The organism is Kocuria sp. WN036 (genome assembly GCF_002287015.1).
Taxonomy (GTDB): Bacteria; Actinomycetota; Actinomycetes; order Actinomycetales; family Micrococcaceae; genus Kocuria; species Kocuria rosea.
The window spans coordinates 18,623-44,046 of record NZ_NSKF01000018.1 but is presented as its reverse complement, the minus strand read 5'-3'; the positions used below and the strand labels follow the sequence as shown (position 1 = coordinate 44,046).

The following is a 25,424-nucleotide window of genomic DNA, read 5'->3' as shown; positions in this document are numbered from 1 at the left end:
CGGTGCCGGCGGCGGCGGGGCGGCTCAGCCGGAGACGCCGTCGGCCCAGTCGTAGCCGGTCAGGAACGGGTCGGGGGCCACGGGCTCGGCGGCCTCCTCGACCGTCTCGATCAGCCCGTCCTCGCGGATCCGGCCGATGCGCGGGGTCTTGGTGACGTGCTGGGTCTCCCCGTCCACCTCGACGGTGCCCTCGGGGGCCTCGACCACGGTCCCGTCGGCGGCCTCGCGCACGGCGTCGACGTCGAAGGACCCGGCCTTCTCGACCATCGCCCGCCACAGGTGCACGGACGTGTAGGCGGCCTCCATGGGGTCGCTCGTGACCCGCCCGCCGCCGTACCGGTCCTGGAACGCCCGCACGAACCGCTCGTTCTCGGGGGTGTCGACGGTCTGGTAGTAGTTCCAGGAGGTCAGCTGGCCGGCGACGTTCTCCACGCCGATCCCGGGGACCTCCTCCTCCGCGACCGACACGGACACCACGGGCACCTCACCGGCTTCGAGGCCCACGGAGGTGTACTGGCGGAAGAACGCCACGTTGGAGTCGCCGTTGAGGGTGTTGAACACCGCGTCGGCGTCCGAGGCCAGGAGCTTGTTGACGATGGTCGAGAACTCGGTCGAGCCCATCGGCACGTACTCCTCGCCCACCACCTCCATGCCGTGGGCCGCGGCGTAGGCGTTGATGATCCGGTTCGCCGTGCGGGGGAAGACGTAGTCGCTGCCCACCAGGAAGATCCGCCGGTGCCCCTGCTCCCGCAGGTGGTCGAGGGCCGGGACGATCTGCTGGTTGGTGGTGGCCCCGGTGTAGAAGATGTTGGGGGAGGCCTCGAGCCCCTCGTACTGCACCGGGTAGAACAGCAGCGAGTCCTGGGCCTCGAAGACCGGGAGCATGGCCTTGCGGCTCGCGGAGGTCCAGCCGCCGAACACCGCGGCCACGCAGTCCTGCCGGATCAGCTTGGCGGCCTTCTCCGCGAACACCGTCGGCTCGCTCGCGCCGTCCTCGGTGACGGGGTCGAGCTCCTTGCCGAGCACCCCGCCGTCGGCGTTGATCTCCTCGATCGCGAGGTTCAGGGAACGGTTGACGGTCGTCTCGCTCACGGCCATCGTGCCCGAGAGGGAGTTGAGCAGCCCCACCTTCACGCTGTCCCCGGAGGTGTCCACGCACGAGCTCGAGGGTGCCTGGGCCGCCTCTGCGCTCGGCCGCGGGTCGTACTTCGCGCCGCACCCCGTGAGGAGCGTGGCGGCCACGAGGGCCGGGATCAGAGCGCGCCGTGCGGGGACCGTCATGCCGTCCTGCTTTCCGGGGAGGAGTCGCTGGGTGCCGGGCGGCGGTCCTGCGGGCAGGACCCGGTCCGCCGGGATGGGAGCGACGCTAGCCAGCCGGGATTTCCGGGGTGCGGCGCAGAGGTTTCCCGGCGATGTCGGACGCGGCGCCCGGTTTCGGGCGTGTGTCGACCGGTCCCGCAGCGGCGCCGTCCGAGGGAACTCCGTATGCTCAGGACAGATGGAGAGCGCGGTCCGCCGGGACCGCCCCGGTGCTGCGGAAAGGTCGTGCGGCGATGTCCCCCTCGGTGCGCCCGCTCGCGGTGGCGGTGCTGACCGCGGCCCTGGTCACGGGGTGCGGCTCCGGGTTCCCGAAGGACCCGGAGGGAACCCTCGACCGGGTGCGCGGCGGTGAGCTGCGGGCCGGGGTCTCGGAGAGCCCGCCCTGGACGGAGGTCGCCGACAGCGGCCGTCCCTCGGGGGTGGAGGTCGAGCTGGTCGAGGAGTTCGCCGAGCGGATCGACGCCGAGGTCGTCTGGACCCCCGGCGCCGAGAGCCACCTGATCCGCTCGCTCGAGGGCGGCGACCTCGACGTCGTCGTCGCAGGCCTCACCGAGACGTCCCCCTGGGAGAAGCACGCCGCGCTGACCCGCCCGCACACGGAGATCGAGACGGGGGACGGCCGCACCGAGAAGATCGTGCTCGCCACCCGGCTGGGGGAGAACGGCTTCCTCACCGAGCTCGAGACGTTCCTGGTGGAACGGGAGGAGGGGTGATGTCGCAGTCCGGGGCGAAGGCCCGGTTCGGGTCCACCGAGCTCACCGGCGCGCAGGCGCGCACCCTGGCGCGTGCGGTGCGCCTGGAGAAGATCACCCTCGGGGTGCTCGCCGTGACCGTGGCCGTCGTGGCGCTCGTGGCCGGGCAGTCCCAGGCCATGAAGGTCGCCTGGATCGAGGACTCGCTCTCGTTCCTGCCGCCCCTCGCCTTCCTCGTGGCGGTCCGCGTCGCCGGCCGGCGCCCCACGCCGCGCCACCCCTACGGCTACCACCGCTCCGTGGGCGTGGGCCACCTCGTGGCGGCGGTCGCGCTCCTGGCGATGGGCGCGTTCCTCGTGGTCGACTCCGGCTCCGGGCTCCTGCGGGGCGAGCGGCCCCCGATCGGGGTCACGAACCTGTTCGGCACGCCGGTGTGGTCCGGGTGGCTGATGGTGGCGGCGATGACGCTCACCAGCATCCCGCCGGTGGTCCTGGGCCGGATGAAGATGAGGCTCGCGGAGGAGCTCCACGACAAGGTGCTCTACGCCGACGCCGACATGAACAAGGCGGACTGGATGACCGGCCTGGCCACGGCGGTCGGTGTGCTGGGCATCGGGATGGGCCTGTGGTGGGCGGACGCGGTCGCGGCGCTCGTGGTCTCCGCGTCGATCCTCAAGGACGGGGCCACGAACCTCCAGGGGGCCGTCGCCGACCTCGTGGACTCCCGCCCGACCACCTACGACGACGCCGCGCCGCACCCTCTCCTCCAGGAGATGGAGACGGTGCTGCGTCAGCAGCCCTGGGTGCAGGACGTGGGCGTCCGGGTCCGCGACGAGGGCCACGTCTTCCACGTGGAGGCCTTCGTGGTCCCGGCCGAAGGGGTCGTCCCGACGCTCGAGCAGCTCGCGGCCGCCCGGAAGCGCTGCGCGGACCTGGACTGGAAGATCGAGGACGTGGTGCTCGCCCCCGTGGCGGAGCTGCCGGAGGACCAGGTCCCGCGCTGACGGGCTCCCTGCCCCTGCGCGAGGGGTCTCGTCCCGAGTCCATCCGGGCTGTGTTCCGACCGGAGGCGACCCCTCGGCAGGGAGGCGGGTGGAACCGGACCCCTCGGCGGGGTCAGATCTTCAGGTGCACCAGGCTCGGCCCCTCGACCGCGAGCGCCTCGACGACCTTCTCGGCCAGGTTCTCCGGGGTGGCCTCGAACCCGACCGCGCCGAAGGCCTCCGCGAGCGCGGGCCAGTCCGGCTGCCGCAGGTCCACGGCGAGCGGGTCGATGTCCCGGTCGGTCATGTTCTGCCGGATCTCGCCGTAGCCGCCGTTGTCCACGCACACGATCGGCAGGTCCACGCCGAGCTCCACGGCGGTCATCAGCTCCTGGATCGAGAACATCAGGGCGCCGTCGCCCACGAGGCACAGCACGGGCCGGTGCGGGGCGGCGAGCTTCGCCCCGATCGAGGCGGGCAGGCCGTAGCCCAGGGTCGCGTAGGTCCCCATGTAGAGCAGGGAGTGCGGGAGCTGGGCGCGGAAGAACGTGGTGGAGCCCAGGTAGGTGACCTGGGAGGAGTCGCCGCCGATGATCGTGTCCTCGGGCACCACCGCCATGATCGTCTCGTTGAGCGCCGCGAGCTCGGGCGCGGTGCGGCGGCCCTCGTCGTCGAGCCGGGCGAAGACCTCGGTGAGGTCGCGCGGGGGGCGCGGGGCGAGCGGGCCGATCGCCTCGAGGAGCTGCGGGACCACGGCCGCGGAGTGGCCGGGCAGCTCGATGTCCGGGTCCAGGTTGCACAGCATCTGGTCCCGCATGATGTCCACGCGCACGACCGGGCCCCGCGGCGTGATGTCCCCGCCCCACAGCTCGGCCTCGCCCACCTTCGAGCCGATCACCAGCAGGGCGTCGGCGGAGCGCAGGAACTCGTGTGCGGTGGACAGGCGCAGGTCGGCGCCCAGCGAGAGGCGGTGCCGCTCGGGGATCGCGCCCTTGCCGTTGGTCGTGGTGATGACCGGCGCCTCGAGCAGCTCGGCGAGCTCGAGCAGCCGCGCGCCGGCGGCCAGCGAGCCGCCGCCGGCGAGGATGACAGGGTGCTCGGCGTCCCGCAGCACCTCGGCGGCGCGGCGCACGTCGTCGACCGGTGCCGGCTGCGGGGCGCCGAGCCGGCGCGGGGCCACCTGTCGGTCGGTGTAGTCGAGCTCCGCCTCCAGGACGTCCAGCGGGATCTCGATGTGCACCGGCCGGGGGCGGGAGTGGGCGAAGTCCCGGAAGGCGTCGTGGACCATGGTCACGGCCTCGGCCCCGCTGGTGACCCGGCGGCTGCGGCCGACGATCGCGTCCACGGCCGCGGACGGGTTCTTCGTCTCGTGCAGCGAGCCGATGTCCCGGAAGTCGTGGCCCACCGGACGGCCGGGGGACAGGATGATCATCGGGCGGGACTCGGCGTAGGCCGTGGCCGCCCCGGACAGCGAGTTGAGCAGGCCCGGCCCGGACGTGGTGATGACGACGCCCGGCAGCCCGGAGACCTGGCTCCACCCGTCGGCGCCGTACGCGGCGCCCTGCTCGTGGCGGGTGGTGACCGCCCGGATGCCCAGCTCGCGCAGCGGACGGTAGAACTCGAGCGAGTGGGTCCCGGGGATGCCGAAGACGGTGTCGACGCCGTAGCCCCGGAGGGTCTCCAGCACGGCACGGGCGGTGGTCCTGCGGGCGGTCATGAGCGGTCCTCCAGGGGGTGGGGCGGGTGGTGCGGGGCGGGTGGAGCGGGTGGAGCGGGCCGTGCGGCGGACGCCGGCGGTCAGCCCTCCCCGGCGGGCCGGTCCTTGACGTAGAGCAGGCGCTTGTTGACGAACTCGTCCATGCCCAGCGGGCCCAGCTCCCGGCCGTAGCCGGAGCGCTTGACCCCGCCGAAGGGCATCTCGGCGCCCTCGGCCTCGGCGGCGTTGACGTTGGCCATCCCGCACTCGAGCTGCTCGGCGAGCCGCCGGGCCCGCTCGGGGTCGGTGCTGAAGACCGCCCCGCCCAGGCCGTAGGGGGTGTCGTTGGCCAGGGCGAGGGCCTCGTCGTCGTCGGCCGCCCGGTAGACCACCGCGACGGGGCCGAAGAGCTCCTGATGGTGGGCGGCCATTCCCGGGGTGACGCCGGTGAGCACGGCCGGGGCCAGGTACGCCCCGGGACCCTCGGCGAGGGTCCCGCCGGTGTGCAGGGTCGCTCCGGCCTCCACGGCCTCGCGGATCTGGGCGGCCAGGGTCTCGGCGGCGGCGCGGGAGGCCATCGGGGCGTAGGTGCCGTCGGCCTCGGCGGACGGGTCGCCGGGCACCAGCGCGGCGGCGAGGCGGGTCAGCTCGACCACGAACTCGTCGTAGAGGTCGGCCATGACGATCATCCGCTTGTTGGAGTTGCACGCCTGGCCCGTGTTGCCCATCCGGGTGGCGAAGGCCGTCCGGGCGGACTCGCGCACGTCGTCGGTGTCGAGCACGACGTAGGGGTCGGAGCCGCCGAGCTCGAGGACGACCTTCTTCAGGTTCCGCCCGGCGATCTCGGCGACCTTCGCCCCGGCCCGCTCGGACCCGGTCAGGGACACCCCCTGGACCCGCGGGTCGGCGATGATGTCCGCGACCTGGTCGTGGCTCGCGAAGACGTTGGCGTAGGCGCCGGCCGGCACCCCGGCGTCGTCCATGAGCTGCTGGAGGGCCAGGGCCGCCCGGGGGCAGGACTCGGCGTGCTTGAGCACGATCGTGTTGCCCAGCACCAGGTTGGGGGCCGCGAAGCGGGCCACCTGGTAGTAGGGGTAGTTCCACGGCATGATCCCCAGCAGCACCCCCACGGGGCGCTTCTGGACCACCGCCCGGCCGCCGCCGGAGGCCGTGATGGGCTGGTCCGCGGCCAGGGCCGGGCCCTGCTCGGCGAAGTACGCGAAGATCTCGGCGCAGAACGCGACCTCGTCCCGGGCCTCGGCGAGCGGCTTGCCCATCTCCTCGGTGATGACGGCGGCCAGCTCCTCGACCCGTTCGGCGAACAGCGTCCCGACGCGGGCCGCGACGGCCGCCCGCTCCTCGATCGGCAGGGTCCGCCAGGCGTGGAACGCGGCGTCGGCGCTGGCCAGGGCCTCCTGGACCTGGGCGTCGGTGGCGGTCGGGTGCTCGGCCAGGACCCGGCCGGTCGCCGGGTTGACGGACCGGTAGGCGGACGGGGCGGTGGATCGGGCGTCGGCGGTCATGGCGGGGTCTCCTCGGGAGTGGTCGGGTGTCGGCGGCGGCGGCGGCGTCGGCGTCGGCGTCGGTGGCGTCGTGGTCCCGGGGCGGGGACCGGGCAGCGGCGGCGCGGGGCTCACGGCTGCATCGCCACCGCCCGCACCGGGGAGCCGTCCAGCCCGCGCAACCGCAGCGGCAGAACGCTCACCAACGGGTCCCGCCAGTCGACGGCGTGCAGGTTCGTCAGGTTCTCGACGATCGCCCCGCCCGCCCCGAGGACCGCCGCGTGCACCGGCAGCTCGGGCGGGCCGGACGCGCCGGCGTCCGGGGTGCGGTCCGGGTTGAGGGTGTCCGTGCCGAGCACGTGCACGCCCGCGGCCAGCAGGCGCTCGGCGATCTCCACGTCCAGCACCGGGTGCGCCAGGTAGCGCGGGGTGCCGAAGTGCCGGGACCAGTCGGTGCGGAACAGCACGATCGTGCCGGCCCGCACGTCCTCCAGCTGCGCGCGGACGTGCGCCCAGCGGATCACTTCGTGCTCCCGGAGCTCCGGCACGTGCACGATGCGCGCCGGTCCCACCAGGCGGGCGAGGTCGAGCTCGTCCACGGGCGAGCCGCCGTCCACGGTGTGCAGCGGGGCGTCCACGTGCGTGCCGCTGTGCGTGCCCAGGTGCAGCTCGGCCACCTGGAAGCCGTCCCGCGGGACGGACGCCGCGAGCCGGGAGTCCACGGCCGGGTCTCCCGGGAAGACCTGCATGCCGGCCTCCACGGGGTGGCTCAGGTCAACGAGGCGCATCGGCGGCCTCCTCCGGCCTGCCGGCCGCGCCGACAGTGCCGACCGTGCAGGGTCCGCCGGTCCGCTCGGGCGCGGCGGCCCCGTCCCGCGCCCGGCCCCGTCCGTCCCGGTCCTCCCCGCCTCGGCGAGGTGGCGCTGGACCGGCCGGCCCGGCACGATCCGCTTCGCCGCCAGGGCCCAGAGCAGGTAGAGCGCCGCGGAGAGGACGAACGTGGGAATGGTCGCGCCCACGGAGCTCGGCAGCACGTAGGTGAGCACCAGCGAGCAGACCGCGCCGACGACCCACACCGCCACGGCGGCGGGGTTGACCCCGCCCCGGTACCAGTACCGGCCGCCGCGCCCGCGCAGGATGTCCGCCGCGTAGGCGCCGCGCTGGACCACGTAGTAGTCCACCAGCATGATCGCGAAGACGGGGATGAACAGCGAGCCGATCAGCACCAGGAACTCGGTGAACTGGTCCAGCAGGCCCAGCCGGGTGGACCCGAGGACCGACACGGCCCCCAGTACGAGCGCCGTGGGCAGGAACCGCAGCCTCCGCGAGGGCGTGAGGTTCACCACCGAGGAGACCATGCCGTAGACGACCATGGTGTTGGTGGCCATCACCGACAGGAAGACCACCACCGCCAGGGGCGCGCCGAAGGCGGCGACGAGCACCGTCGGGTCGAACCCGACCGCCTCCCCGCCGTCGAGCACCACGTAGGCGACGGCGGTGGCCCCGAGGCTCATGGCCGCGACCGTGGACAGGACGTACCCCGCACCGGAGCCGATCATGCCCGCGGACTGCCGGCGGGCGAGCCGGTTGAACTCCGCGGAGAGCACGGTCCAGGAGATGGCCGTGGCGATGACGACGTCGAGGACCGCGATGGGGGACCAGCCCGCCCCGGGGTCCACGGGCAGGGCGGCGAAGTCGGCCACGGGGTAGGACGTGAACGCCACCGTGAACACCCAGGCCATGATGCCCAGGATCACCACCGCCAGCCACGGCTCCACCCGGGCGATGCCCTCGTGGCCGAGGACGGCCAGCGCCACGACCAGTGCCTGGCAGAGCACCGAGAACAGCACCGGGTTCGAGTAGCCGGTCGCCTGCGCCACGAGGAAGTTCACGGTGACGCCGGCGAGCATCGCCTGCACCCAGCTCCAGCCCATGAGGATGACCACGTTCGCGGCCACCGGCAGGAAGGACCCGCGCAGGCCGAAGGAGCCCTTGGTCAGGGACATGGTGGCGAGACCGGTGCGGGTGCCCATGTTCCCCACGAGCACCAGCACCGCCCCGCCGATCAGCGTGCCCAGGACGATCATGGCCAGAGCCGTGGGCCAGGACACCCCGGGCACGAACAGCGTCCCCGTCAGCAGGGTGGTCACCACCAGGTTCGCCGCGAGCCAGATCATCCCGATCCGGCCCGCGCCCAGCGTGCCGCGCAGCGGGCCGTAGCCCTCGGAGTTCTCGTCCAGGTGGTCCGAGAGCCGGGACCAGGCGCTCACGGGCGGGCCTCCGCGCGGTCGGCGCCGGAGCCCGCGAGGCGCTCGTTCCACTGCCGCAGCACCCCGGCGTGCGTGGGGCGGGACAGCAGCGAGACCACCACGTAGACCAGTGCGGAGCTCGCCAGTCCCAGGTAGATGGGGGCGTTGGCCAGCACGCCGAAGACTGCCATGGACGCCACGGTCACCACGGACCCGACGAGCATGGACAGGGCCGCACCGAGGCTCGTGCCGCGCCGCCACAGGAGCCCGCCGAGGATGGCGACGAGCAGGCCGCCCACCAGGATGTCGTAGGCGATGGTCAGGGCGGTGACGGTGTCCGAGACGAAGATCGAGATCACCGTGATCACCACGCCGAAGACGAGCACGTAGATCCGGTCCCCGCGCAGCGCCTCGGCGGTGCCCTCCGGGGCGGGGGCCGCGTGCCGGGTGAGCAGGGACCTCAGGGTCGGCACGACGTCGACGCGGGCCACCGTGGCCGCGGCGATGAGCGCGCCCGAGGCCGTGGACATCATGGCGGCGACCCCGGCCGCGAGCACGATCCCGCCGAGCCCGGCCGGGACGTACTGCTGCGCCATCGTGGCGAACGCGTCGTCCGGGGCGGAGAGGTCCGGGGCCACGGCGGCGGCCGTCATCCCGATGACGGCCCCGGCCACGCCGTAGAGCGCCACGTAGGCCGCGGAGGCGAGCCCGCCCCAGCGGGCGACCTGCGGGGAGCGGGCGGTGAAGACGCGCTGCCAGATGTCCTGGCCGATCAGCATGCCGAAGCCGTAGACCACGAACTGGGTGACGATCGCCTGCGTGCCCATGCCGTCCCAGGTGAAGAACGTGGCGTCCAGCCGGTCCTCGAGCCCGGTCCAGCCGCCCGCCGCGGAGAGGGAGAACGGCAGCAGGACCAGGAAGATGCCGACCGTCATGAACACGAACTGCATCATGTCCGTGAGCGTGATCGACCACATCCCGCCGAGCACGGAGTACGCCACGACCACCACGCCGCCGAGCAGGATCGCCCACGACCGGTCGAGCGGGAAGAGGACCGAGAAGATCGCGGCGTACGCGGAGGTGGAGGTCACCGAGAGCATCACGGTGTAGGCCAGCATCACGAACGAGGACGCCTTGGCCCCGCCGCGCTCGCCGTAGCGCAGCTGCAGCATCTGGGAGACGGTGAACACCTTGAGGGACTGGATGCGGCCGGCGAAGAACAGGCTCAGCGCGGCCAGGCCGGTGGCGATCGCCACCACCAGCCACATCCCGGAGATGCCGTAGGTGTAGCCGAGGCCCACCCCGCCCACGGTGGACGCGCCGCCGAGGACCACCGCGGCCATCGTCCCGGTGTAGAAGCCGGGGCCCAGGCGGCGGCCGGCCACCCGGTAGTCCTCGGCGTCGTGGGCCCGGCGGCTGGCCCAGAGCCCGACCGCCACCATGGCGACCAGGTACAGCACGATGATCAGCACGTTCATGGGTGTCGCTGCTTCCTCGGGGCGTGGGCGCCCACGGGGTCGATCGGGAGCCTCCCCGGAACGGGGTTGCTCTACAAGAAACAAAAGTTGTCCCACATAGTATGATGCAGATCATGTTTTGGGAACGGGTCCGGGTCGTGACGGGCGGGTAAAACCGTCCGGGAGGAGGCGTCGTCGTCGTGAAAGCACTGCCCATCGAGAGCTCCGGGCACACTGCCGCCGTGGGGTCGCGGCTGCGCAACCACCGGCGGCGCAGCCACATGACCATCGACCAGCTCGCCTCCGCCGCGGGCCTCACCAAGGGCTTCGTCAGCCGGGTGGAGCGGGACATCACCTCCCCGTCCGTGGACTCCCTGGTGCGGATGTGCCAGGTGCTGCGGATCGACGTGGGCGCGCTCTTCGCCGGGCCCGCCGACGTGGAGCTGGTCCGGCTCGAGGACGCCCCGCACATCGACCTCGGCGGCGAGGGCATCGAGGAGCAGCTCGTCACGCCGTCGGCCCAGCGCCAGGTCCAGGTCATCCGGGCCCGCGTGGCCGCCGGGGGCCGGGGCGAGGACGCGATGTACAGCATGGACTGCGAGACCGAGGTGCTGCACCTGATCAGCGGTCGGTTCCGGCTGCACGTCCCGGACCGCACCTTCGACCTGGCGGCCGGGGACACCGTCACCTTCCCCGGCTCCGAACCGCACACCTGGGAGAACCCCGGCACCGAGGACGCCGTGCTGCTGTGGATCCTCGGCTCGTGAGCCCCCCGCCCGGCCCGTCCGCCGCCCCCGCCGGCACCCCCGTCAGCACCCCCGTCAGCATCCACCGAGAGGACCGCACACCATGAACCCCGAGCGCATCACCGGCACCACCCCGGACGGCGCCCCCGTCGTCGGACCCGTCAACGCCGCCCTGACCCCGCGCTGGGCGGGGCTGGGCACGTTCGCCCGCCTGCCGCGCACGGACGAGGTCGAGCACACGGACATCGCGGTGGTGGGCGTGCCGTTCGACGCCGGCGTCTCCTACCGGCCCGGTGCCCGGTTCGGGGCCAACCACGTCCGGGAGTCCTCGCGCCTGCTGCGCCCCTACAACCCCGCGCAGAACGTCTCGCCGTTCGCCGGGGCGCAGGTCGCCGACGCCGGGGACATCGTGGCCAACCCCTTCGACATCCCCGAGGCGATCGCCTCCATCGAGGCCCAGGCCAAGGAGCTCATGGGCGAGGACACCCGGCTCGTGGCGATCGGCGGCGACCACACCATCGCCCTGCCGCTGCTGCGCGCCGCCCACGCGCGCCACGGCGAGGTCGCGCTGCTGCACTTCGACGCCCACCTGGACACCTGGGACACCTACTTCGGCGCCGAGTACACCCACGGCACCCCCTTCCGCCGGGCGTTCGAGGAGGGCCTGCTCGACACGGACGCCGTGTGCCACGTCGGCACCCGCGGGCCGCTCTACGGCACCGAGGACCTCGACGACGACGCCCGCTTCGGCTTCGGCATCGTCTCCTCCGCCGACGTCATGCGGCTGGGGGTGGACGCCGTCGTCGCGCACCTGCGCGAGCGCGTCGGCGACCGCCCGCTCTACGTCTCGCTGGACATCGACGTGCTGGACCCGGCCCACGCCCCCGGCACCGGGACCCCCGAGGCCGGCGGGATGACCAGCCGGGAGGTGCTCGAGATCCTGCGCGGGCTGCGCGGGACGAACGTGGTCGGCTGCGACGTCGTCGAGGTCGCCCCGGCCTACGACCACGCCGAGATCACCGGGGTGGCGGCCGCCCACGTGGCCTACGAGCTCATCAGCCTCCTCGCGCTGGGACCCGGCGCGGCGCCGGGCGGACCCGCCTACGGGCTGGCCGGGCACGTCTACGGGGACGCCGTCCCGGCGCAGGCCCCGGCGGGGGAGGGCCGGTGACCGGGGGCGCGGCCGTGGCCCCCCGGCCCGACCACACCTCGCTGTTCGCCCACCGCTCCGAGGAGTTCCGCCCCTCCCCGGTCCGGGCCGTGTTCGAGATCGCGATGCGCCCCGGGATCATCTCCCTGGCCGGCGGCAACCCGGACATGAGCGTGCTCCCGCACGACGTGGTGGCCGCGATGTCGGCGCGGATCCTCGCCGAGCGCGGCCCCGAGGTGCTCCAGTACGGCTCCGGGGCCGGGATCGGGCGCCTGCCCGGGCTGGTCGTGGAGCTCATGCGCCTGCAGGGCGCGGAGACCACGCCGGACACGATCCAGATCACCGCCGGGTCCCAGGCGGGTCTCGACCTCGTGACCAAGCTGTTCTGCGACCCGGGGGACGTGGTCGTGGCCGAGGGCCCCACCTACGTGGGGGCCCTCGGCGTGTTCGGCAGCTACGAGGTCGAGGTCGCCCACGTGGACGTCGACGACGACGGACTGGACCCCGAGGCGGTCGCCGGGCGGATCGACGGGCTGCGGGCCGCCGGCCGGAGCGTGAAGTTCGTCTACACCATCCCGAACTTCCACAACCCCACCGGGGTGACCCTCACCGAGGAGCGGCGCCGGCGGCTCGTGGAGGTCTGCGCCGAGCGCGGGGTGCTCATCCTCGAGGACGACCCGTACGCGCTGCTCGGCTTCGACCGCGCCCACCGGCTCCCGTCCCTGTACTCGCTGGACCCGGGCACCGTGATCCATCTGGGCAGCTTCTCCAAGATCTTCTCGCCCGGGCTGCGGGTCGGCTGGATCGCGGCGGCGCCGGCGGTGCGGGCCCGGCTGCAGATCGCGGCCGAGGCCGTGACCATCCACCCGTCCGTGCTCGGCCAGGAGCTCGCCGCCGAGTACGTGGCCAGCGAGCACTGGCGGCCCGCCCTGGACCGAGCGGTGGACCTGTACCGCGCGCGCTGCGCCGCCATGATGACCGCCCTCGAGCGGTTCATGCCCGAAAGGGTGCGCTGGACGCGTCCCGCCGGCGGCTTCTTCACGTGGCTGGACCTGGACCCGGCCCTCGACCACGGGGACCTCCTGGGCCGGGCCATCGGGCACGGCGTGGTGCTGGTGCCCGGCGGCGCCTGCTACGCGGACGGGCGCGCCTCCACGAGCCTGCGCCTCGCCTACTCCGCGGCCTCGCCGGAGGACATCACCGAAGGGGTCCGGCGGGTGGGGGAGATGCTGCGCGACTGACCTGCTGGGCCTCGGCGCCGCCCCCGGAGCTGGTGCGGTGTCCCCGGGAGGGGCGATACTGACCGCATGAGCGAGGAGCGGGCCGGGGGACTGTGGTTCCGCGCCCGGGGAAGCGGGCCGGAGTTCGTCCTGCTGCACCCCGGGGGCACGGACTCCCGGGCCCTGGGCCCGCTGGTCGCGGAACTGGCCGGCCGGTACCGGGTGATCACCCCCGATCAGCGCGCGCACGGCCGCACCCCCGACCGGGAGGGCCCGCTCTCCTACGCGGCGATGGCCGAGGACACGATCGCCTTCCTCGAGGAGGAGGCCGGCGCCCCGGTGCACCTGCTGGGGTACAGCGACGGCGCCGTCGTCGCCCTGACCGTGGCGCTGCGCCGTCCCGACCTGGTCCGGGACCTGGTGCTGGCGGCGGGGGTGCACCACCGCGACGGGTGGGAGCCCGGCGTCCTGGCGGGCGAGGCGGAGGTGCCGGCCTTCATGGTCGACGCCTACGCGGAGGTCTCCCCCGACGGGCGCGAGCACTACGGCGAGGTCGCGGCGAAGCTGCGGCGGATGCACGAGGAGGGGCCGGTCTTCACGGACGCGGACCTGGCGGGCCTCGACCTCCCCGTCCTGGTGCTCGTCGGCGACGACGACGAGGTGCGGCTCGAGCACGCCGTGGCCGCGTACCGCGCTCTGCCCCACGGGGAGCTGGCCGTGGTCCCGCACGCCTCCCACGGCGTACTGGTCGAGAAGCCGCAGCTGTGCGCGCGCCTGATCACCGACTTCCACGCCGCCGACAAGCCGGCCACGTTCGCCCCGAGACGGCGCCGGCCGGGATCCTGACGGAACGGGCCCGACGGGGCGTCGCCGTCGGGCGGACGGCCCCGACGGAGCACCGGCACCTCCGCGGCGGACGCCGGATCCGGTCCCGTTCGTGACGATCCCGGTCCGCCGAGTGGACCGGGGACTGAGGGTAGCCTAACCTCTCCTCCGGGGGATTCCCCGATCATTCACATGTCCTCGGCGGGCGCTCTGTCCAGGGACGTCGAACTGAGGTGGTTCTGTGCGCGCAGTTTTCCGGGTAGCGGCATCGACGGGTGCCGTCGCCGTTCTCACGTTGTCCGGGTGCGGTTTCAGCGGCGGGGACGGAGGGAGCGAGCAGGCGGCGGATACCGGCCAGCGGATCGTGGTGGACAACTTCCGTGCACCGGTGGCCGACTGGGCCCTCGAGAGCGACGCCGCCTACATCCTGTCCCTGTCCGGTTGCCTGGAGACCCTGACCCGCTACGACGAGGTCCAGGGGGAGATCGTCCCGGCCCTGGCCGCGGAGTGGGACCAGGTCTCCCCCACGGAGTGGGACTTCACCCTGCGGGACGGCGTGCAGTTCCAGGACGGCACCCCGCTCACCGCCGACGCGGTGGTGACCTCGCTCCAGAACGTCCTGGACGCAGAGGTCCCGGCCCGGGCCTTCAGCCCGGCCGTCGTCAGCGGCGTCGAGGCCGTCGACGAGCGCACGGTGCGGGTCACCACTCCGGAGGAGAGCCCCCTGGTTCCCTACCGGCTGGCCAGTGTCAACACCGGCGTGCTGGCCCCCGCCGCCTTCGAGGGCGGGGCGGTGGACCCGTTCGGGCACTGCACCGGGCCGTTCACCCCGGTCTCGGAGCAGCCCAAGCAGTCACTGACCCTGGACCGGAACGAGGACTACTGGGGCGGACCGGTGCAGCTCGCCGGGGCCGAGGTCCGGTTCATCACGGACGGGGCGACGCGGGCGACGCAGGTGCAGACCGGCGAGGCCGACGTCTCCCTGTCCATCCCCGTCGCCAACCTGTCCGCGCTGGAGGCCGATCCCGGCGTCGAGGTCCTCAAGGCCGAGTCCCCGCGGACCGCGACGCTGTACATGAACAACGGCAGGGCGCCGTTCGACGACGTCGACTTCCGCAGGGCCGTCCGCTCCGCACTGGATCTCGACGCCCTGGCCGGCAGCGTCTACGAGGGCGCGGCCCTGCCGAGCACCGGGCCCTTCGCTTCGTCCGAGCCCTGGGCGGGCGAGGAGGCCGAGACGCCGCAGCAGGACGTGGCGGCGGCGAAGGAGCTCCTGGACGCCGCCGGCTACACCGCCGAGCGGCCGCTGGAGATCATCGCGATCGTGGAGCGGGCCGAGTTCGCCGACGTGGCCACCGTCATCCAGGAGAACCTGGAGAGCGTCGGCGTCCCCGTCACCATCACGACCAAGGAGTACGCCGCGGTGGAGCCGGACCTGCTGTCCGGGGACTACGACATGGTGCTCAGCCAGCGCAACCGCCTGATCGACATCGCCGACCCGATCGGGTTCCTCACCGCCGACTACACGTGCGAGGGCAGCTACAACCTCAGCCACTTCTGCGACGAGGACTACGACGCGCTCATCGCCCGGGCCGCCGGGACCGCCGACGCCGAGCAGCGCTACGAGCTGTACGCCCAGGCCGGGAAGATCCTCGAGGACCAGGCCGTGAACGTCTGGCTGGTCAACGAGCAGGCCATCGACGCGGTCCGCACCGACCTGCAGAACTACGTCCAGGACCCGCTGTCCCGGTACGTGCTGCGCGCGGAGACGACGAAGTCCGGCTCGTGAGCACGACCGGCAGCCGCAGAGCCCCGCGAGCGCGGGGGCGTCGATGACGGCGTTCCTCGCCAGGAGGACGGCGACCCTGGGGGTCACCGTCCTGCTGGCGTCCTTCGTGGTGTTCCTCATCCCCTACGTCACCCCGGGGGACCCGGTGCGCAAGATCATCCGGTCGCGGGTGGCGGGGGAGGTGGTCGACGACGCCGCCGCCCAGGGGCTGGCGCTCGAGCTGGGACTCCAGGACCCCCTCGCGGTGCAGTACCTGCGCTGGCTCGGCCGGCTCGCCGGCGGTGACCTGGGCCTGTCCTACGCCAGCCGGACACCGGTGATCGAGCAGGTGCTGCCCGCCCTGTGGATCACCGTGAGCCTGGTGGTCGTGAGCCTCGGGGTGGCGGCCGCGGTGTCCGTGGTGCTGGGGGCCGTGGCCGCCCTGCAGGAGGGGCGCCCGGCCGACCGGGTGATCACCACGGTCACCCAGGCCTTCATCGCGATGCCCGAGTACTGGCTGGCCCCGATGCTCGTGCTGGTCTTCGCGCTGCAGCTGTCCCTGCTGCCCTCCGCCGGGTGGGAGGGCCCCGCGTCCGCGGTCCTTCCGGTGGCGGTCCTGGCCCTGCGCCCCATCAGCTACTTCACCTCGGCGGTGCGCGAGGGGATGCTCGAGGCGCTGGGCGCCGAGCACGTCGTCGCCGCCCGGGCCCGGGGACTCAGCCACCCGCAGGCGGTCTGGCGCCACGTGCTCCCCAACGGTCTGCTGCCCCTCACCACGCTGGTGGCCGTGTGGTTCGCCGGTCTGCTGGGCGGGTCCGTCATCGTGGAGGTCGTCTTCGCGATCCCCGGCATGGGGAGGCTGCTGTTCGACGCCGTCCGCAACAGCGACATCCCCCTCGCCCAGGGCGGCGTGGTGGTGGTCGTGGGACTGGCGGTCGTCCTGACGACCGCGGCGGATCTGGTGCACGGCATCCTCAACCCCCGGATCAGGGGGCGTCATGCGTGACCGGCCCGTCCTGGTCCGGGCGGCGGCGGCGCTCCTGGCCCTGATCGTGCTGTCCGTGGTGTTCTCGCCCTGGATCGCACCGTACCCGCCGGCAGCCCAGGACCTCACGGCACGGCTCGCCCCGCCCGGCCCGGCGCACTGGCTGGGGACGGACCACCTGGGCCGGGACACCCTGAGCCGGCTGCTCGACGGCGGCCGGTTCTCCCTGGTGACCGCCGCCGTGGCCACCGTGCTGACCGCTGCGATCGGCACGGGGATCGGGGTGCTGAGCGCCCGCCGCCGGGGGTGGGTGGACGAGCTGCTCACCCGGACCAACGACGTCCTGCTGGCGCTGCCGGAGATGGTGGTGGCCCTGTTCCTGGTCGCCGTGCTGGGTCCCGGCCCCCTGTCCCTGCTCCTGGCCCTGACCGTGACCGGCTGGACGCCCTTCGCCCGGCTGGCCCGGGCACTGGCCTACGACGTCTCGGCCCGCGGCTTCGTCGAGGCCGCGCGTGTCCTGGGGTGCTCGCCGTCCTTCGTCGTCCTCCGGCACATCCTGCCGCACCTGTCCGGGCCCCTGCTCGGGCAGGCCGCCCTGCGGTTCGGCCAGTTCCTGATCACCGTCGGCGCCCTGTCCTACCTGGGGCTGGGGGTGCAGCCGCCGCAGTCGGACTGGGGGGCGATGCTGGCCGCGGCCCAGCCGTACGCCGTCCGGGCGCCGGTGACGGTCCTCGCCCCGGGCCTGGTGGTCTTCACCGTTGCGCTGTGCGTGACCCTGATCGGCCAACGGCTGGCGCACATGAGCAGCACCCGCATGCTGCTGCCGGCATCGTCGCGGACGGAACACGATGTCTGAGCGCCTCGTCGTCGAGGGCCTGCACCTCAGCCACCGGCCGGGCGCGGACGGCGCCGCTGGCCGCCCCCTCCTGTCCGGCGTCGACCTCACCGTGGCTCCGGGGGAGTTCGTGGCGCTGGTGGGCGCCTCCGGGTCGGGCAAGACCCTGACGGCCATGTCCGTCCTGGGCCTGCTGCCCCCGCAGGTGCACCGGGACGCCGGGACGATCCGGCTGGGTGACACCGACCTCGCCCGGGCCGGCGAAGCGGAGCTGAACCGTGTGCGCGGCGGCCGGATCGGCATGCTCTACCAGCAGCCCCAGCGCATGTTCAACCCCCGCCGGACCGTCGGCGAGCACCTGCGGGAACCGCTGACGCTCCATGCCGGCCTCCGCGGCACGCAGGCTCGTGCACGGACGCTGGAACTGCTGGCCGAAGTGGGGTTCGAGGACCCTCGGTGGTGCGCCCGGGCACGTCCCCACCAGCTCTCGGGCGGCATGGCCCAACGGGCCATGGTGGCCCTGGCCCTGGCCGGTCGCCCCGGACTGTTGCTGGCCGACGAGCCGACGTCAGCCCTGGACACGGTGCTCGAGCGGCAGATCCTGGAGCTGATCGACCGCGAACGGCGCGACCGAGGGCTGGGGGTCCTCTACATCACCCACAACCTGGCCACCGTGTCCGCCTACGCCGACCGGGTCGTGGTGCTGGACGCCGGGCGCGTGCAGGAGTCCGGGCCGGCCGGCACCGTGCTCAACGATCCGCGCAGCACGTGCACGAAGGCCCTCCTGGAGGCATCTGCCCTCACCCCCACCGGGACTCCGCCCGCCACCGGCGGGGCGCGCCCCCTCGTGGTGCTGGACGACCTCACCAAGCGCTTCGGGCCGAGGCGGCGGGAGGCCCGTCCCGCGGTGGACCGGGTGTCCCTCGACCTGCGGGAGGGCGAGATCCTCGGGGTGCTGGGCCAGTCTGGCTCCGGCAAGAGCACGCTCGCCCGGTTGATCGTCGGACTCGAGGCACCGGACAGCGGACGGGTCACCAGCACCCCGGGCGCCGACCGCGCCGGCTCCGGCGCGGCGGCCTCGCACGTGCAGCTCGTCTTCCAGGACCCGCACGACTCCTTCGATCCCCGCATGCCGCTGGGCACCAGCCTCGAGGCCCCCCTCCTGCGGCACCGGAACGGCACGCCCGGGCAACGGCGTGCGAGCATCCACGAGGTCGTGCGGGAGGTGGGACTGGAGCCGGAGCTGCTGGACAGGCGTCCCGGCCAGTGCTCCGGAGGCCAGCTGCAGCGGCTCACCATCGCCAGAGCACTGCTGCTGGAACCGGCGGTGCTCATCTGCGACGAGGCCACCTCGGCCCTGGACGCGGTGACCCAGCGCACCGTTCTGGACCTGCTGCTGCGCCTGCACCGGGACCGGCGCCTGTCGCTGGTGATGATCTCCCACGACCTGAGCGTCGTCCGCTACATGAGCCACCGGGTCGCGGTGCTCTTCCAGGGCCGCCTGGTCGAGCTCGCGGAGACCTCCGAGCTCTTCGCCCGACCGCGCCACGAGCACAGCAGGCAGCTGGTGGCGGCGGCACTGCCCCAGGTGTGCGCGATCCTGGACACCCACCGCCTGTCCGAGGAGCAGCTCGATGCCCTTCCGTGACCACCGGGCCGAGACGCGCACCCTGCTGGGCGCGCAGCTGGTGTTCAACCTCGGCTTCTACGCCGTGGTGCCCTTCCTGGCCGGAGCCATGGGCACCGAGTACGGCCTGGGCGCCGCGGCCATCGGACTGGTGCTGGGAGCCCGGACCTTCAGTCAACAGGGCATGTTCCTCATCGGCGGCATGCTGGCCGACCGGTGGGGTGCCCGCCGGGCCGTCCTCACCGGCTGCCTGGTGCGCATCGTCGGCTACGCCACGCTGGCGGCGGCGTCCGACTTCGCCCTGTTCCTCCTGGGCGCGGTGCTCACCGGTGCCGGGGGCGCCCTGTTCTCACCCGCCCTGGAGTCCCGGCTCTCCCACGCCGACCAGCCGGCGGGGACGGAGGGCCCGGGCCGCCGGACCGGCCGCCGGCGGTCGGTGTTCGTGTGGCTGGCGATCACCGGAGAGATCGGCGCCGTCCTGGGCCCGGTGCTGGGGTCGTTCCTCCTGGGCTGGGGATTCGACGCGGCCCTGTTCCTGGGGATCGGGGTGTTCACCGCGGTGACGGTCCTGCTCTGGTACCTGCTCCCGGCCGAACCGGCCCACCATCAGCCGGACCGAGACGCCGCGTTGCCCGCCGCGGCGCCCTCCGCGGCCGGCCCCCGGTGGGCCTGCCTGCGGGATCGGCGCTTCGTGACGTTCTGCGCACTGGCCGGGATGAAGATGCTGGCCTACCACCAGCTCTACTTCGCCGTGCCCGTCGAGCTGGGCCGGCGAGGCCTCGACGGTGCCTGGCTCGGCGCGCTGTTCCTGCTCGCCTCGGTCCTGACCCTGCTGCTGCAGCTGCCGGTCTCCGCCGCCGGTCTGCGCATGGGCCCCGGCGCCGCCCTGGCGGTCGGCTTCGTGCTCGAAGCCGGCGCGTTCACCCTGGTCGCCGCGACCTCGATGCACCCCGGGACCGCCTCCGGCTCGATGGCGCCGCTGATGGGCGCCGTCGCCGTCCTGATCCTGGGCCACATGCTCCTGACCCCCACGATCCTGTCCCTGATCCCGTCGTTCGTCCCGGCGCACGGACCCACCTCGGGGCGGGGCGCCTACTACGGGCTGGCCGCCACCTGCGGCGGCATCACCGTGCTGGCCGGCAACGCCGTGCTCGGGCAGCTGCTCGATCTCACCGACCGGCACCACTGGTGGCCCGGCACCCCCTGGGCGCCTCTGGTCGTGCTCGCGCTCCTGGCCGCCGCGGGCTTGCCGACCGTGCTCCGCGGCCACCGCACCGCCCGGCCCGCCGACGCGCCCTCCACCACGGCACCGGCTCGACGAACCCGCTGACGACCGGCGGCCGCGGGGCCTGCTCCTCGGCAGGGGACGGGGCTCCGCAACGGCGGCGGGAACCTCGCGCACCGGCGCCCCACTGGTTCCGTCCGGTCGTCGGCCTGCCGATGGCTAAGCTCGGGGGACGACGTCGAGCTGCTCCGCGGGGCAGCCTCCGAGGCCGCGGCGCCACGTGCCGTGCGCTCGGGGGAGGAGGCCATGTGCAGTCACTGACCGTAGGGGTTCTCGCTGATCCGGGGTTGCCGGAGAAGGTGGCCCGCCGGGTGGCCGAGGACCTGCCGCGGGCGCTCGCGGAACGCTCCGGCCGGGAACGCTCCGGCCCGGAGATCTCCTGGACGGTGGAGGTCAGCCGCGAGACCCTGCCCCTGACGGCCGAGGGGAACATCCCGCTGCTGGACAAGGCCGGCCGGCTGCGCGAGGAGCACGGGTGGGACTTCGTGGTGTACCTGACGGACCTGCCGCGCGTCCACGACGGGGAACCGCTGCTCTGCGAGGTCGGCGCGGCCGACGCCGCGGCGCTGGTCTCGCTGCCGGGCCTGGGCGCTGACCACTTCTCCCGCAAGGCCTGCCGGCTGCTGGCCGCCCTGGTCGGCGCGATCCGGGACGGCGCCGAGGACGCCCCTTCGCCGTCCGCGGTGCACGGGGCCCTGGGACGGGCGGCGGCGCGCAAGGTCTCCTCCGGGGAGGCGGGAGGCGCGGCCTACGTCGTGCTTCCCGGGCGGATGAACCGGCTGCGGCTGCTGATCGGCATGATCCTGAGCAACCAGCCCGGGCGCCTGCTGCCGGCCCTGGCCAGCTGCGTGGCGGCCGCGGCCGCCACCGGCGCCTTCGGCATCTTCTACGCCTCCATCTGGAACATGTCCGACGTCCTGTCCCCGCTCCGGCTGGCCACGATCAGCGTGGTGGTCACCGCCGCGCTCAGCGGCTGGCTCATCCTCCACAACGGCCTGTGGAACCGTTCCGCGGACGACGGCGAACCCTGGCGGTCCCGGTCGGACAACGCCTCCACCGTCATCACCGTGTGGCTGAGCGTGGCCCTGATGTACGTACTCCTGTGGGCGATGCTGCTCCTCGTGGGCCTGGCGGTGATCGAGGCCGGCTACCTCGAGTCCCAGCTGGGCCATCCCGTCGATCTCCTCGACTACCTGCACCTGTCCTGGCTCGCCGCGTCGCTGGGCACCCTGGCCGGCGCCCTGGGCTCGAACTTCGACAGCGACGAGGCCATCCGCGAGGCCACCTACAGCCGCCGGGAGCACCAGCGCCGCCGACTCGCCGACACCTACGACGACTGACCCGGCGCGGCCGGGTCACCCCCCCCGCAACCAGCGGGCTCAGGCCAGCAGGGCCTCGGCCGCGCGGCGCCCGGAGCGCAGGGCGCCCTGGGTCGAGCCGTCGGTGCGGTGGTCGCCGCACACGTACAGGCCGTCGCCGAGGGCGGCGGGCCGGTCGGCCACGAGCCCGGGCGGCTGCTCCGGCAGCGCCCGGCGCACCTCGTGCACGGTCAGCAGGTCCCAGGCGGCGGCGTCGGCGGACCAGATCGTGCCCAGCTGCCGGCGGACGTCGGCCTCGGCGGGGAGCTCGGCGCCCCGCGGCAGGAGGGCGGTCGCCTGGATCAGCGCCCGGCCGTCCGGGGCGTAGCTGGGGGCGGCGTTGCTGACCACGGCCGTGTCGACGAGCGGGCCGGTCGACTCGCCCGGCAGGACCAGGCACCCGAGGTCGGAGGGCGCGGCGTCCGCCGCGAACCACCAGGTCGCCTCGCCCTTCATGGGGGTGTCCGGCAGGTCCAGGAGCCGGGCGGCGGCCGGGCCCTCGGTGGCCACGACCACGGAGGACGCCCGCCAGGCGGCGTCCCCGGCGCCCACGGTCCACCCGTTCCCGGTGCGCTCCACCGCTTCCACGCGGGCACCGAGGACGGCCGGGGACCGGAGCCCGTCGTGGATCCAGGCCGGGAGCGCGCCCATGCCCCCGGAGGGCAGGCCGGGGGTGCCGAGCAGGAACCAGCCGACGAGCTCGCGCACGAAGGCGGCCGAGGTGCGGCCCTCGTCCTCGAGGATCACGCCGGCCAGGAACGGCTCGAGCACCAGGTCCCGCAGCGGTCCCCGCACCCCGGCGGCGTCGAGGGACTCGTGCCAGGGCAGGTCCCGCCGCTCCCGGCGCCGTGCGCGGAGGTCCAGGCCCGGGGCGAGCCAGGCCGCCAGGGCGGGCAGCCGGCGCAGCTCCACGAGCGGGCTGCGCAGCGTCCCCGGCAGCCGGGAGGGGACGCGGCGGGGGTCGGCGAGGACGTCGATGCCGTCGCCGCGGCGGACCCCGGCGGCGGCGTCGAACTTCTGGATCCCCAGGGCCGCGACGTCCACGCTGCGCCGCAGCTCGGTGTAAGCGGGGTTGAGCACCTGGAACCCGCGGTCGCAGCGGAAGCCGTCGACCGTGTCGGTGCGGATCCGGCCCCCGACGCCGTCGGAGGCCTCCAGCACCACCACGTCCAGTCCGTGCCGTTCGAGCAGGTGGGCGCACTGCAGGCCGGCGAGCCCGGCGCCGACGACGACGACGTCGTGGTCCACGGGAACCTCCTAGCGGATCGGGACGGCCGCGGCGGGATCGAGCTCCGCGGCCGGTGCCGCGGCCCGGGCGGGGATCGTGAACAGCGCCGACTCTACGGTCAGGCCCGGCCCGAACGCCAGGGCGCAGACGGTGCGGGTCTCGTCCGCCGGGGCCGCGTCGATCACCTGGCGCAGGACGTGCAGGACGGTCACGCTGCTCATGTTGCCGCGCGTGGCGAGCACGTCGCGGGACTCCCGCAGCGCCTCGGGCGGCAGCCCCAGGGTGTCCTCGAGCTTGTCGAGGATGCCGCGGCCGCCGGGGTGGAGGGCCCAGTCGGTGATGCGGTCCCGGTCGACGGGCCCCTCCGGCCCGTCCAGCAGCGCGGCGAGGGCGGTGTGGATGTTGTCCTCGAGGACCTGGGGCACCGCGGCGCCGAGGATCATCTCGAACCCGGCGTCGCCGATGGTCCAGGCCATGGCGTCCTCCCCGTCCGGGATCACGAGGGTGCGGAACCGGTCGAGCTCGAGCAGCGGGGTGACGCCCTCGGGGGCCCGCGCGCTGACCACGGCCGCCGCGGCGCCGTCGGCGAAGAGCGCGGCCCCCCGGATGGCGTCCGGGTCCCGGGCCGGGCGCAGGTGCAGCGTGCACAGCTCCACGGCCACGAGCAGGACGACGGCGTCCGGGTCCGCCGTGGCGATGGCCGCGGCCTGGCGCAGCCCGATCAGCCCGCCGTGGCAGCCCATGAAGCCGATGTGCGCACGGCGGACGGCCGGGTCGAGGCCGAGGTCCCGGACCAGCTGGTAGTCGGGGCCCGGGGCGAAGAAGCCGGTGCAGGAGACGGTCACCACGTCGGTGACGGTCGCGGGGTCGAGCCCGGGGCAGCGGGCGAGGGCGTCCCGCGCGGCCTCGGCGAAGAGCGCGGGGGCCTGCTCCACGTAGGTCCGGTTCCGGACGCCGGTGAGGGGGGTCAGGAACCGGCCGTCCTCCGTGATGTACGGGGATCCGGCGCGGGCGCCGTCCTCGACCAGCTCGGACAGCACCGTGTGCCGGCGCCGAACCCCGGAGGCGCCGAACACCGTGCGCAGCAGCCGGGCGTTGAGCCGGTCGGTGCCGGGCTGGGCCTGGTAGAGGTCCTGGGCGTCGGTCTGCTCGAGCACGTGCGGCGGGAGGGCCGTGCCGAGGGACAGGAGTGCGGGCGTCATCCCGTCCAGTATCCGTCCTCGGGCCGACAGGTGCCACGGAGGGCGCGCGGGGGCCGGGCGGACCCGCGGCCGGCGGGTCCGCCCGGGGCCGCCTCAGACAGTGCGGGTCGCGGCGTCGAAGTCCAGGCGCGGCAGCCGGTCGTGGCGCGGGGCGGCGGGGGCGCCGATGTTCACGACCATCAGCGCGCGCAGGCTCGTCCCCGCGTGGAACTCGGCGTCCACCCCGGGGGCGTCGAAACCGCCCATGGGGCCCGCGGCGAGACCGACGGCGCGCACGGCCAGCACGAAGTACCCGGCCTGCAGGTGGGCGTTGTCCCGGCCCATCTGCGCGCGCAGCTCCTCGTTGCCCGCGAACATCTCCTGGTTGCCGGCGGCGGGCGGGAAGACGACGGGCAGGTGCTCGTGCCAGTCCACGTCGTAGCTGAGCACCGCGACGGCGGGCGCCGCGGCGGTCTTCGCCCGGTTGCCCTCGGCCATGTGGGGGAGCAGGCGCTCCCGGGCCTCCGCGGAGCGGATCCACGTCACGCGCAGCGGCTGGATGTTCATGGCCGTGGGGCCCATCTTGGCGAGCTCGAAGGCCGCCCGGAGCTGCTCGTCGGCCACGGGGTCGTCGAGGAACTCCGAGGCCGTGCGGGCCTCGCGGAAGAGGAGGTCGGCGGCGAGGGCGTCGAGGGTGAGCTGGTCCTGCAGGGTCTCGGGGGCCACGGGGTGTCCTTTCGGAGGCACGGTCATCTTGATGTACACGTCAACAAAGAGCGGGGCGGGTCTATGCCGGGGACGTCGTGTGCCGTCCGTCACGTCGCGGCGCCTCCCGCTGGGTACCCTGGCCCCATGCCCCTCCGTCTCCCGCAGCTCCTGTCCGGACCGGACCGCCGCGCGGCCCGCTCCGGCGCCGAGGCGGCACGCGCCCTCCGATTGGGCGCGGCCCTGTGCGGGACGGGCGTGCTCCACCTCGTCCGGCCCGCGCTCTTCGACGGGCTGATCCCGCGGTCCCTGCCGGGCCCGCCCCGCGCCTGGACGCTGGGCTCCGGGGCGGCGGAGATCGGCGTCGGGGCGCTGCTGCTCCGTCCCGGCACCCGCCGCGCCGGCGGCTGGGCCGCGGCCGCCCTGTTCGTGGGCGTGTGGCCGGGCAACGTCACCATGGCCTGGCGGGCCCGCCGCGGCTCCCCGGTCCGGCGGGCCGTGACGCTCGTGCGGCTCCCCCTGCAGGTCCCCCTGATCGCCACAGCCCTGCGCATCGCCCGGGCGGGCTGAGGGCCCGCCGCCCGGCCCGGGGGCGTCCCCCGGACCCCGGTC

21 protein-coding genes are annotated in these 25,424 nt (G+C 74.1%); 13 read left to right on the top strand and 8 right to left on the bottom strand.

What is annotated here, in order from left to right; translation table 11 throughout:
• Positions 1-24: 24 nt before the first annotated feature.
• The gene (gene urtA / locus CK505_RS12040; RefSeq protein ID WP_095651214.1) at positions 25-1,281 is read right to left on the bottom strand and encodes an urea ABC transporter substrate-binding protein; all 1,257 of its coding nucleotides are present in this window, start codon (positions 1,279-1,281) and stop codon (positions 25-27) included.
• A gap of 272 nt (positions 1,282-1,553) precedes the next feature.
• On the opposite strand from urtA, the gene CK505_RS12035 reads away from it, so the two are divergent.
• Together CK505_RS12035 and CK505_RS12030 are read left to right on the top strand one after the other, a co-directional pair.
• Complete coding sequence (locus CK505_RS12035) at positions 1,554-2,033, top strand: ABC transporter substrate-binding protein (RefSeq protein WP_095651213.1); 480 nt, start codon at positions 1,554-1,556, stop codon at positions 2,031-2,033.
• Positions 2,033-3,016 carry a cation diffusion facilitator family transporter gene (locus CK505_RS12030; protein ID WP_176475333.1) on the top strand — a complete coding sequence of 328 codons (984 nt, stop codon included), beginning with the start codon at positions 2,033-2,035 and terminating at the stop codon, positions 3,014-3,016. The genes CK505_RS12035 and CK505_RS12030 overlap by 1 nt, the downstream gene beginning before the upstream one ends.
• Positions 3,017-3,128: 112 nt before the next feature.
• Here the strand turns inward: CK505_RS12030 and CK505_RS12025 are convergent, their stop codons facing one another.
• From CK505_RS12025 to CK505_RS12005, 4 genes are all read right to left on the bottom strand, one after another.
• Positions 3,129-4,712, bottom strand: coding sequence for a thiamine pyrophosphate-binding protein (locus CK505_RS12025; protein WP_095651212.1), 1,584 nt, complete (start codon positions 4,710-4,712; stop codon positions 3,129-3,131).
• An 80-nt stretch (positions 4,713-4,792) separates the two neighbouring features.
• Positions 4,793-6,214: an NAD-dependent succinate-semialdehyde dehydrogenase gene (locus CK505_RS12020; RefSeq protein WP_095651211.1), complete on the bottom strand. Its 1,422-nt coding sequence runs from the start codon at positions 6,212-6,214 to the stop codon at positions 4,793-4,795.
• 110 nt (positions 6,215-6,324) lie between these two features.
• A complete protein-coding gene (locus tag CK505_RS18485; RefSeq protein WP_255250950.1) occupies positions 6,325-8,463 on the bottom strand; it encodes a cytosine permease in 2,139 nt (712 codons plus the stop codon).
• Positions 8,460-9,920 (bottom strand): sodium:solute symporter, encoded by a 1,461-nt coding sequence (locus CK505_RS12005; RefSeq protein WP_095651210.1) that lies wholly within the window; start codon positions 9,918-9,920, stop codon positions 8,460-8,462. Before CK505_RS12005 ends, CK505_RS18485 begins: the two co-directional genes overlap by 4 nt.
• A 179-nt stretch (positions 9,921-10,099) precedes the next feature.
• Here CK505_RS12005 and CK505_RS12000 point away from each other — a divergent pair, with 179 nt between their 5' ends.
• From CK505_RS12000 to CK505_RS11955, 10 genes are all read left to right on the top strand, one after another.
• The gene (locus CK505_RS12000; protein ID WP_017834812.1) at positions 10,100-10,666 is read left to right on the top strand and encodes a helix-turn-helix domain-containing protein; all 567 of its coding nucleotides are present in this window, start codon (positions 10,100-10,102) and stop codon (positions 10,664-10,666) included.
• Between the two features lie 82 nt (positions 10,667-10,748).
• Positions 10,749-11,816: an agmatinase gene (speB, locus tag CK505_RS11995; RefSeq protein WP_095651209.1), complete on the top strand. Its 1,068-nt coding sequence runs from the start codon at positions 10,749-10,751 to the stop codon at positions 11,814-11,816.
• On the top strand, positions 11,813-13,036 hold the full coding sequence (locus CK505_RS11990) for a PLP-dependent aminotransferase family protein (protein ID WP_095651208.1): 1,224 nt from the start codon (positions 11,813-11,815) through the stop codon (positions 13,034-13,036). The genes speB and CK505_RS11990 overlap by 4 nt, the downstream gene beginning before the upstream one ends.
• Before the next feature lie 66 nt (positions 13,037-13,102).
• Positions 13,103-13,861 carry an alpha/beta fold hydrolase gene (locus tag CK505_RS11985; RefSeq protein WP_017834815.1) on the top strand — a complete coding sequence of 253 codons (759 nt, stop codon included), beginning with the start codon at positions 13,103-13,105 and terminating at the stop codon, positions 13,859-13,861.
• 346 nt (positions 13,862-14,207) lie between these two features.
• A complete protein-coding gene (locus CK505_RS11980) occupies positions 14,208-15,629 on the top strand; it encodes an ABC transporter substrate-binding protein (protein ID WP_229587199.1) in 1,422 nt (473 codons plus the stop codon).
• A gap of 43 nt (positions 15,630-15,672) precedes the next feature.
• Positions 15,673-16,614 (top strand): ABC transporter permease, encoded by a 942-nt coding sequence (locus CK505_RS11975; RefSeq protein WP_095651207.1) that lies wholly within the window; start codon positions 15,673-15,675, stop codon positions 16,612-16,614.
• Entirely contained in the window at positions 16,607-17,449 is an 843-nt protein-coding gene (locus tag CK505_RS11970) for an ABC transporter permease (RefSeq protein ID WP_095651206.1), read from the top strand. Before CK505_RS11975 ends, CK505_RS11970 begins: the two co-directional genes overlap by 8 nt.
• Positions 17,442-19,076, top strand: coding sequence for an ABC transporter ATP-binding protein (locus CK505_RS11965; protein ID WP_095651205.1), 1,635 nt, complete (start codon positions 17,442-17,444; stop codon positions 19,074-19,076). The genes CK505_RS11970 and CK505_RS11965 overlap by 8 nt, the downstream gene beginning before the upstream one ends.
• Positions 19,063-20,385 carry an MFS transporter gene (locus CK505_RS11960; RefSeq protein ID WP_095651204.1) on the top strand — a complete coding sequence of 441 codons (1,323 nt, stop codon included), beginning with the start codon at positions 19,063-19,065 and terminating at the stop codon, positions 20,383-20,385. The genes CK505_RS11965 and CK505_RS11960 overlap by 14 nt, the downstream gene beginning before the upstream one ends.
• A 203-nt stretch (positions 20,386-20,588) precedes the next feature.
• Positions 20,589-21,680 carry a DUF2267 domain-containing protein gene (locus CK505_RS11955; RefSeq protein WP_136341376.1) on the top strand — a complete coding sequence of 364 codons (1,092 nt, stop codon included), beginning with the start codon at positions 20,589-20,591 and terminating at the stop codon, positions 21,678-21,680.
• A 39-nt stretch (positions 21,681-21,719) separates the two neighbouring features.
• Here the strand turns inward: CK505_RS11955 and CK505_RS11950 are convergent, their stop codons facing one another.
• From CK505_RS11950 to CK505_RS11940, 3 genes are all read right to left on the bottom strand, one after another.
• Positions 21,720-22,946: an NAD(P)/FAD-dependent oxidoreductase gene (locus tag CK505_RS11950; protein ID WP_095651202.1), complete on the bottom strand. Its 1,227-nt coding sequence runs from the start codon at positions 22,944-22,946 to the stop codon at positions 21,720-21,722.
• 9 nt (positions 22,947-22,955) lie between these two features.
• Positions 22,956-24,128 carry a type III polyketide synthase gene (locus CK505_RS11945; protein ID WP_095651201.1) on the bottom strand — a complete coding sequence of 391 codons (1,173 nt, stop codon included), beginning with the start codon at positions 24,126-24,128 and terminating at the stop codon, positions 22,956-22,958.
• Between the two features lie 93 nt (positions 24,129-24,221).
• Positions 24,222-24,833: a malonic semialdehyde reductase gene (locus CK505_RS11940; RefSeq protein WP_217987552.1), complete on the bottom strand. Its 612-nt coding sequence runs from the start codon at positions 24,831-24,833 to the stop codon at positions 24,222-24,224.
• A 126-nt stretch (positions 24,834-24,959) separates the two neighbouring features.
• Between CK505_RS11940 and CK505_RS11935 the strand changes: the two genes are divergently transcribed.
• Positions 24,960-25,382, top strand: coding sequence for a hypothetical protein (locus CK505_RS11935; protein ID WP_229587198.1), 423 nt, complete (start codon positions 24,960-24,962; stop codon positions 25,380-25,382).
• Positions 25,383-25,424: the final 42 nt, after the last annotated feature.

Coding starts and splice junctions, on each gene's coding strand:
- CK505_RS11960 (WP_095651204.1), top strand. CDS start 19,063: ATGCCCTTCCGTGACCACCGGGCCGAGACGCGCACCCTGCTGGGCGCG.
- CK505_RS12030 (WP_176475333.1), top strand. CDS start 2,033: ATGTCGCAGTCCGGGGCGAAGGCCCGGTTCGGGTCCACCGAGCTCACC.
- CK505_RS12025 (WP_095651212.1), bottom strand. CDS start 4,712: ATGACCGCCCGCAGGACCACCGCCCGTGCCGTGCTGGAGACCCTCCGG.
- urtA (WP_095651214.1), bottom strand. CDS start 1,281: ATGACGGTCCCCGCACGGCGCGCTCTGATCCCGGCCCTCGTGGCCGCC.
- speB (WP_095651209.1), top strand. CDS start 10,749: ATGAACCCCGAGCGCATCACCGGCACCACCCCGGACGGCGCCCCCGTC.
- CK505_RS12035 (WP_095651213.1), top strand. CDS start 1,554: ATGTCCCCCTCGGTGCGCCCGCTCGCGGTGGCGGTGCTGACCGCGGCC.
- CK505_RS12020 (WP_095651211.1), bottom strand. CDS start 6,214: ATGACCGCCGACGCCCGATCCACCGCCCCGTCCGCCTACCGGTCCGTC.
- CK505_RS11935 (WP_229587198.1), top strand. CDS start 24,960: ATGCCCCTCCGTCTCCCGCAGCTCCTGTCCGGACCGGACCGCCGCGCG.
- CK505_RS11975 (WP_095651207.1), top strand. CDS start 15,673: ATGACGGCGTTCCTCGCCAGGAGGACGGCGACCCTGGGGGTCACCGTC.
- CK505_RS11945 (WP_095651201.1), bottom strand. CDS start 24,128: ATGACGCCCGCACTCCTGTCCCTCGGCACGGCCCTCCCGCCGCACGTG.
- CK505_RS11965 (WP_095651205.1), top strand. CDS start 17,442: ATGTCTGAGCGCCTCGTCGTCGAGGGCCTGCACCTCAGCCACCGGCCG.
- CK505_RS11970 (WP_095651206.1), top strand. CDS start 16,607: ATGCGTGACCGGCCCGTCCTGGTCCGGGCGGCGGCGGCGCTCCTGGCC.
- CK505_RS11985 (WP_017834815.1), top strand. CDS start 13,103: ATGAGCGAGGAGCGGGCCGGGGGACTGTGGTTCCGCGCCCGGGGAAGC.
- CK505_RS12005 (WP_095651210.1), bottom strand. CDS start 9,920: ATGAACGTGCTGATCATCGTGCTGTACCTGGTCGCCATGGTGGCGGTC.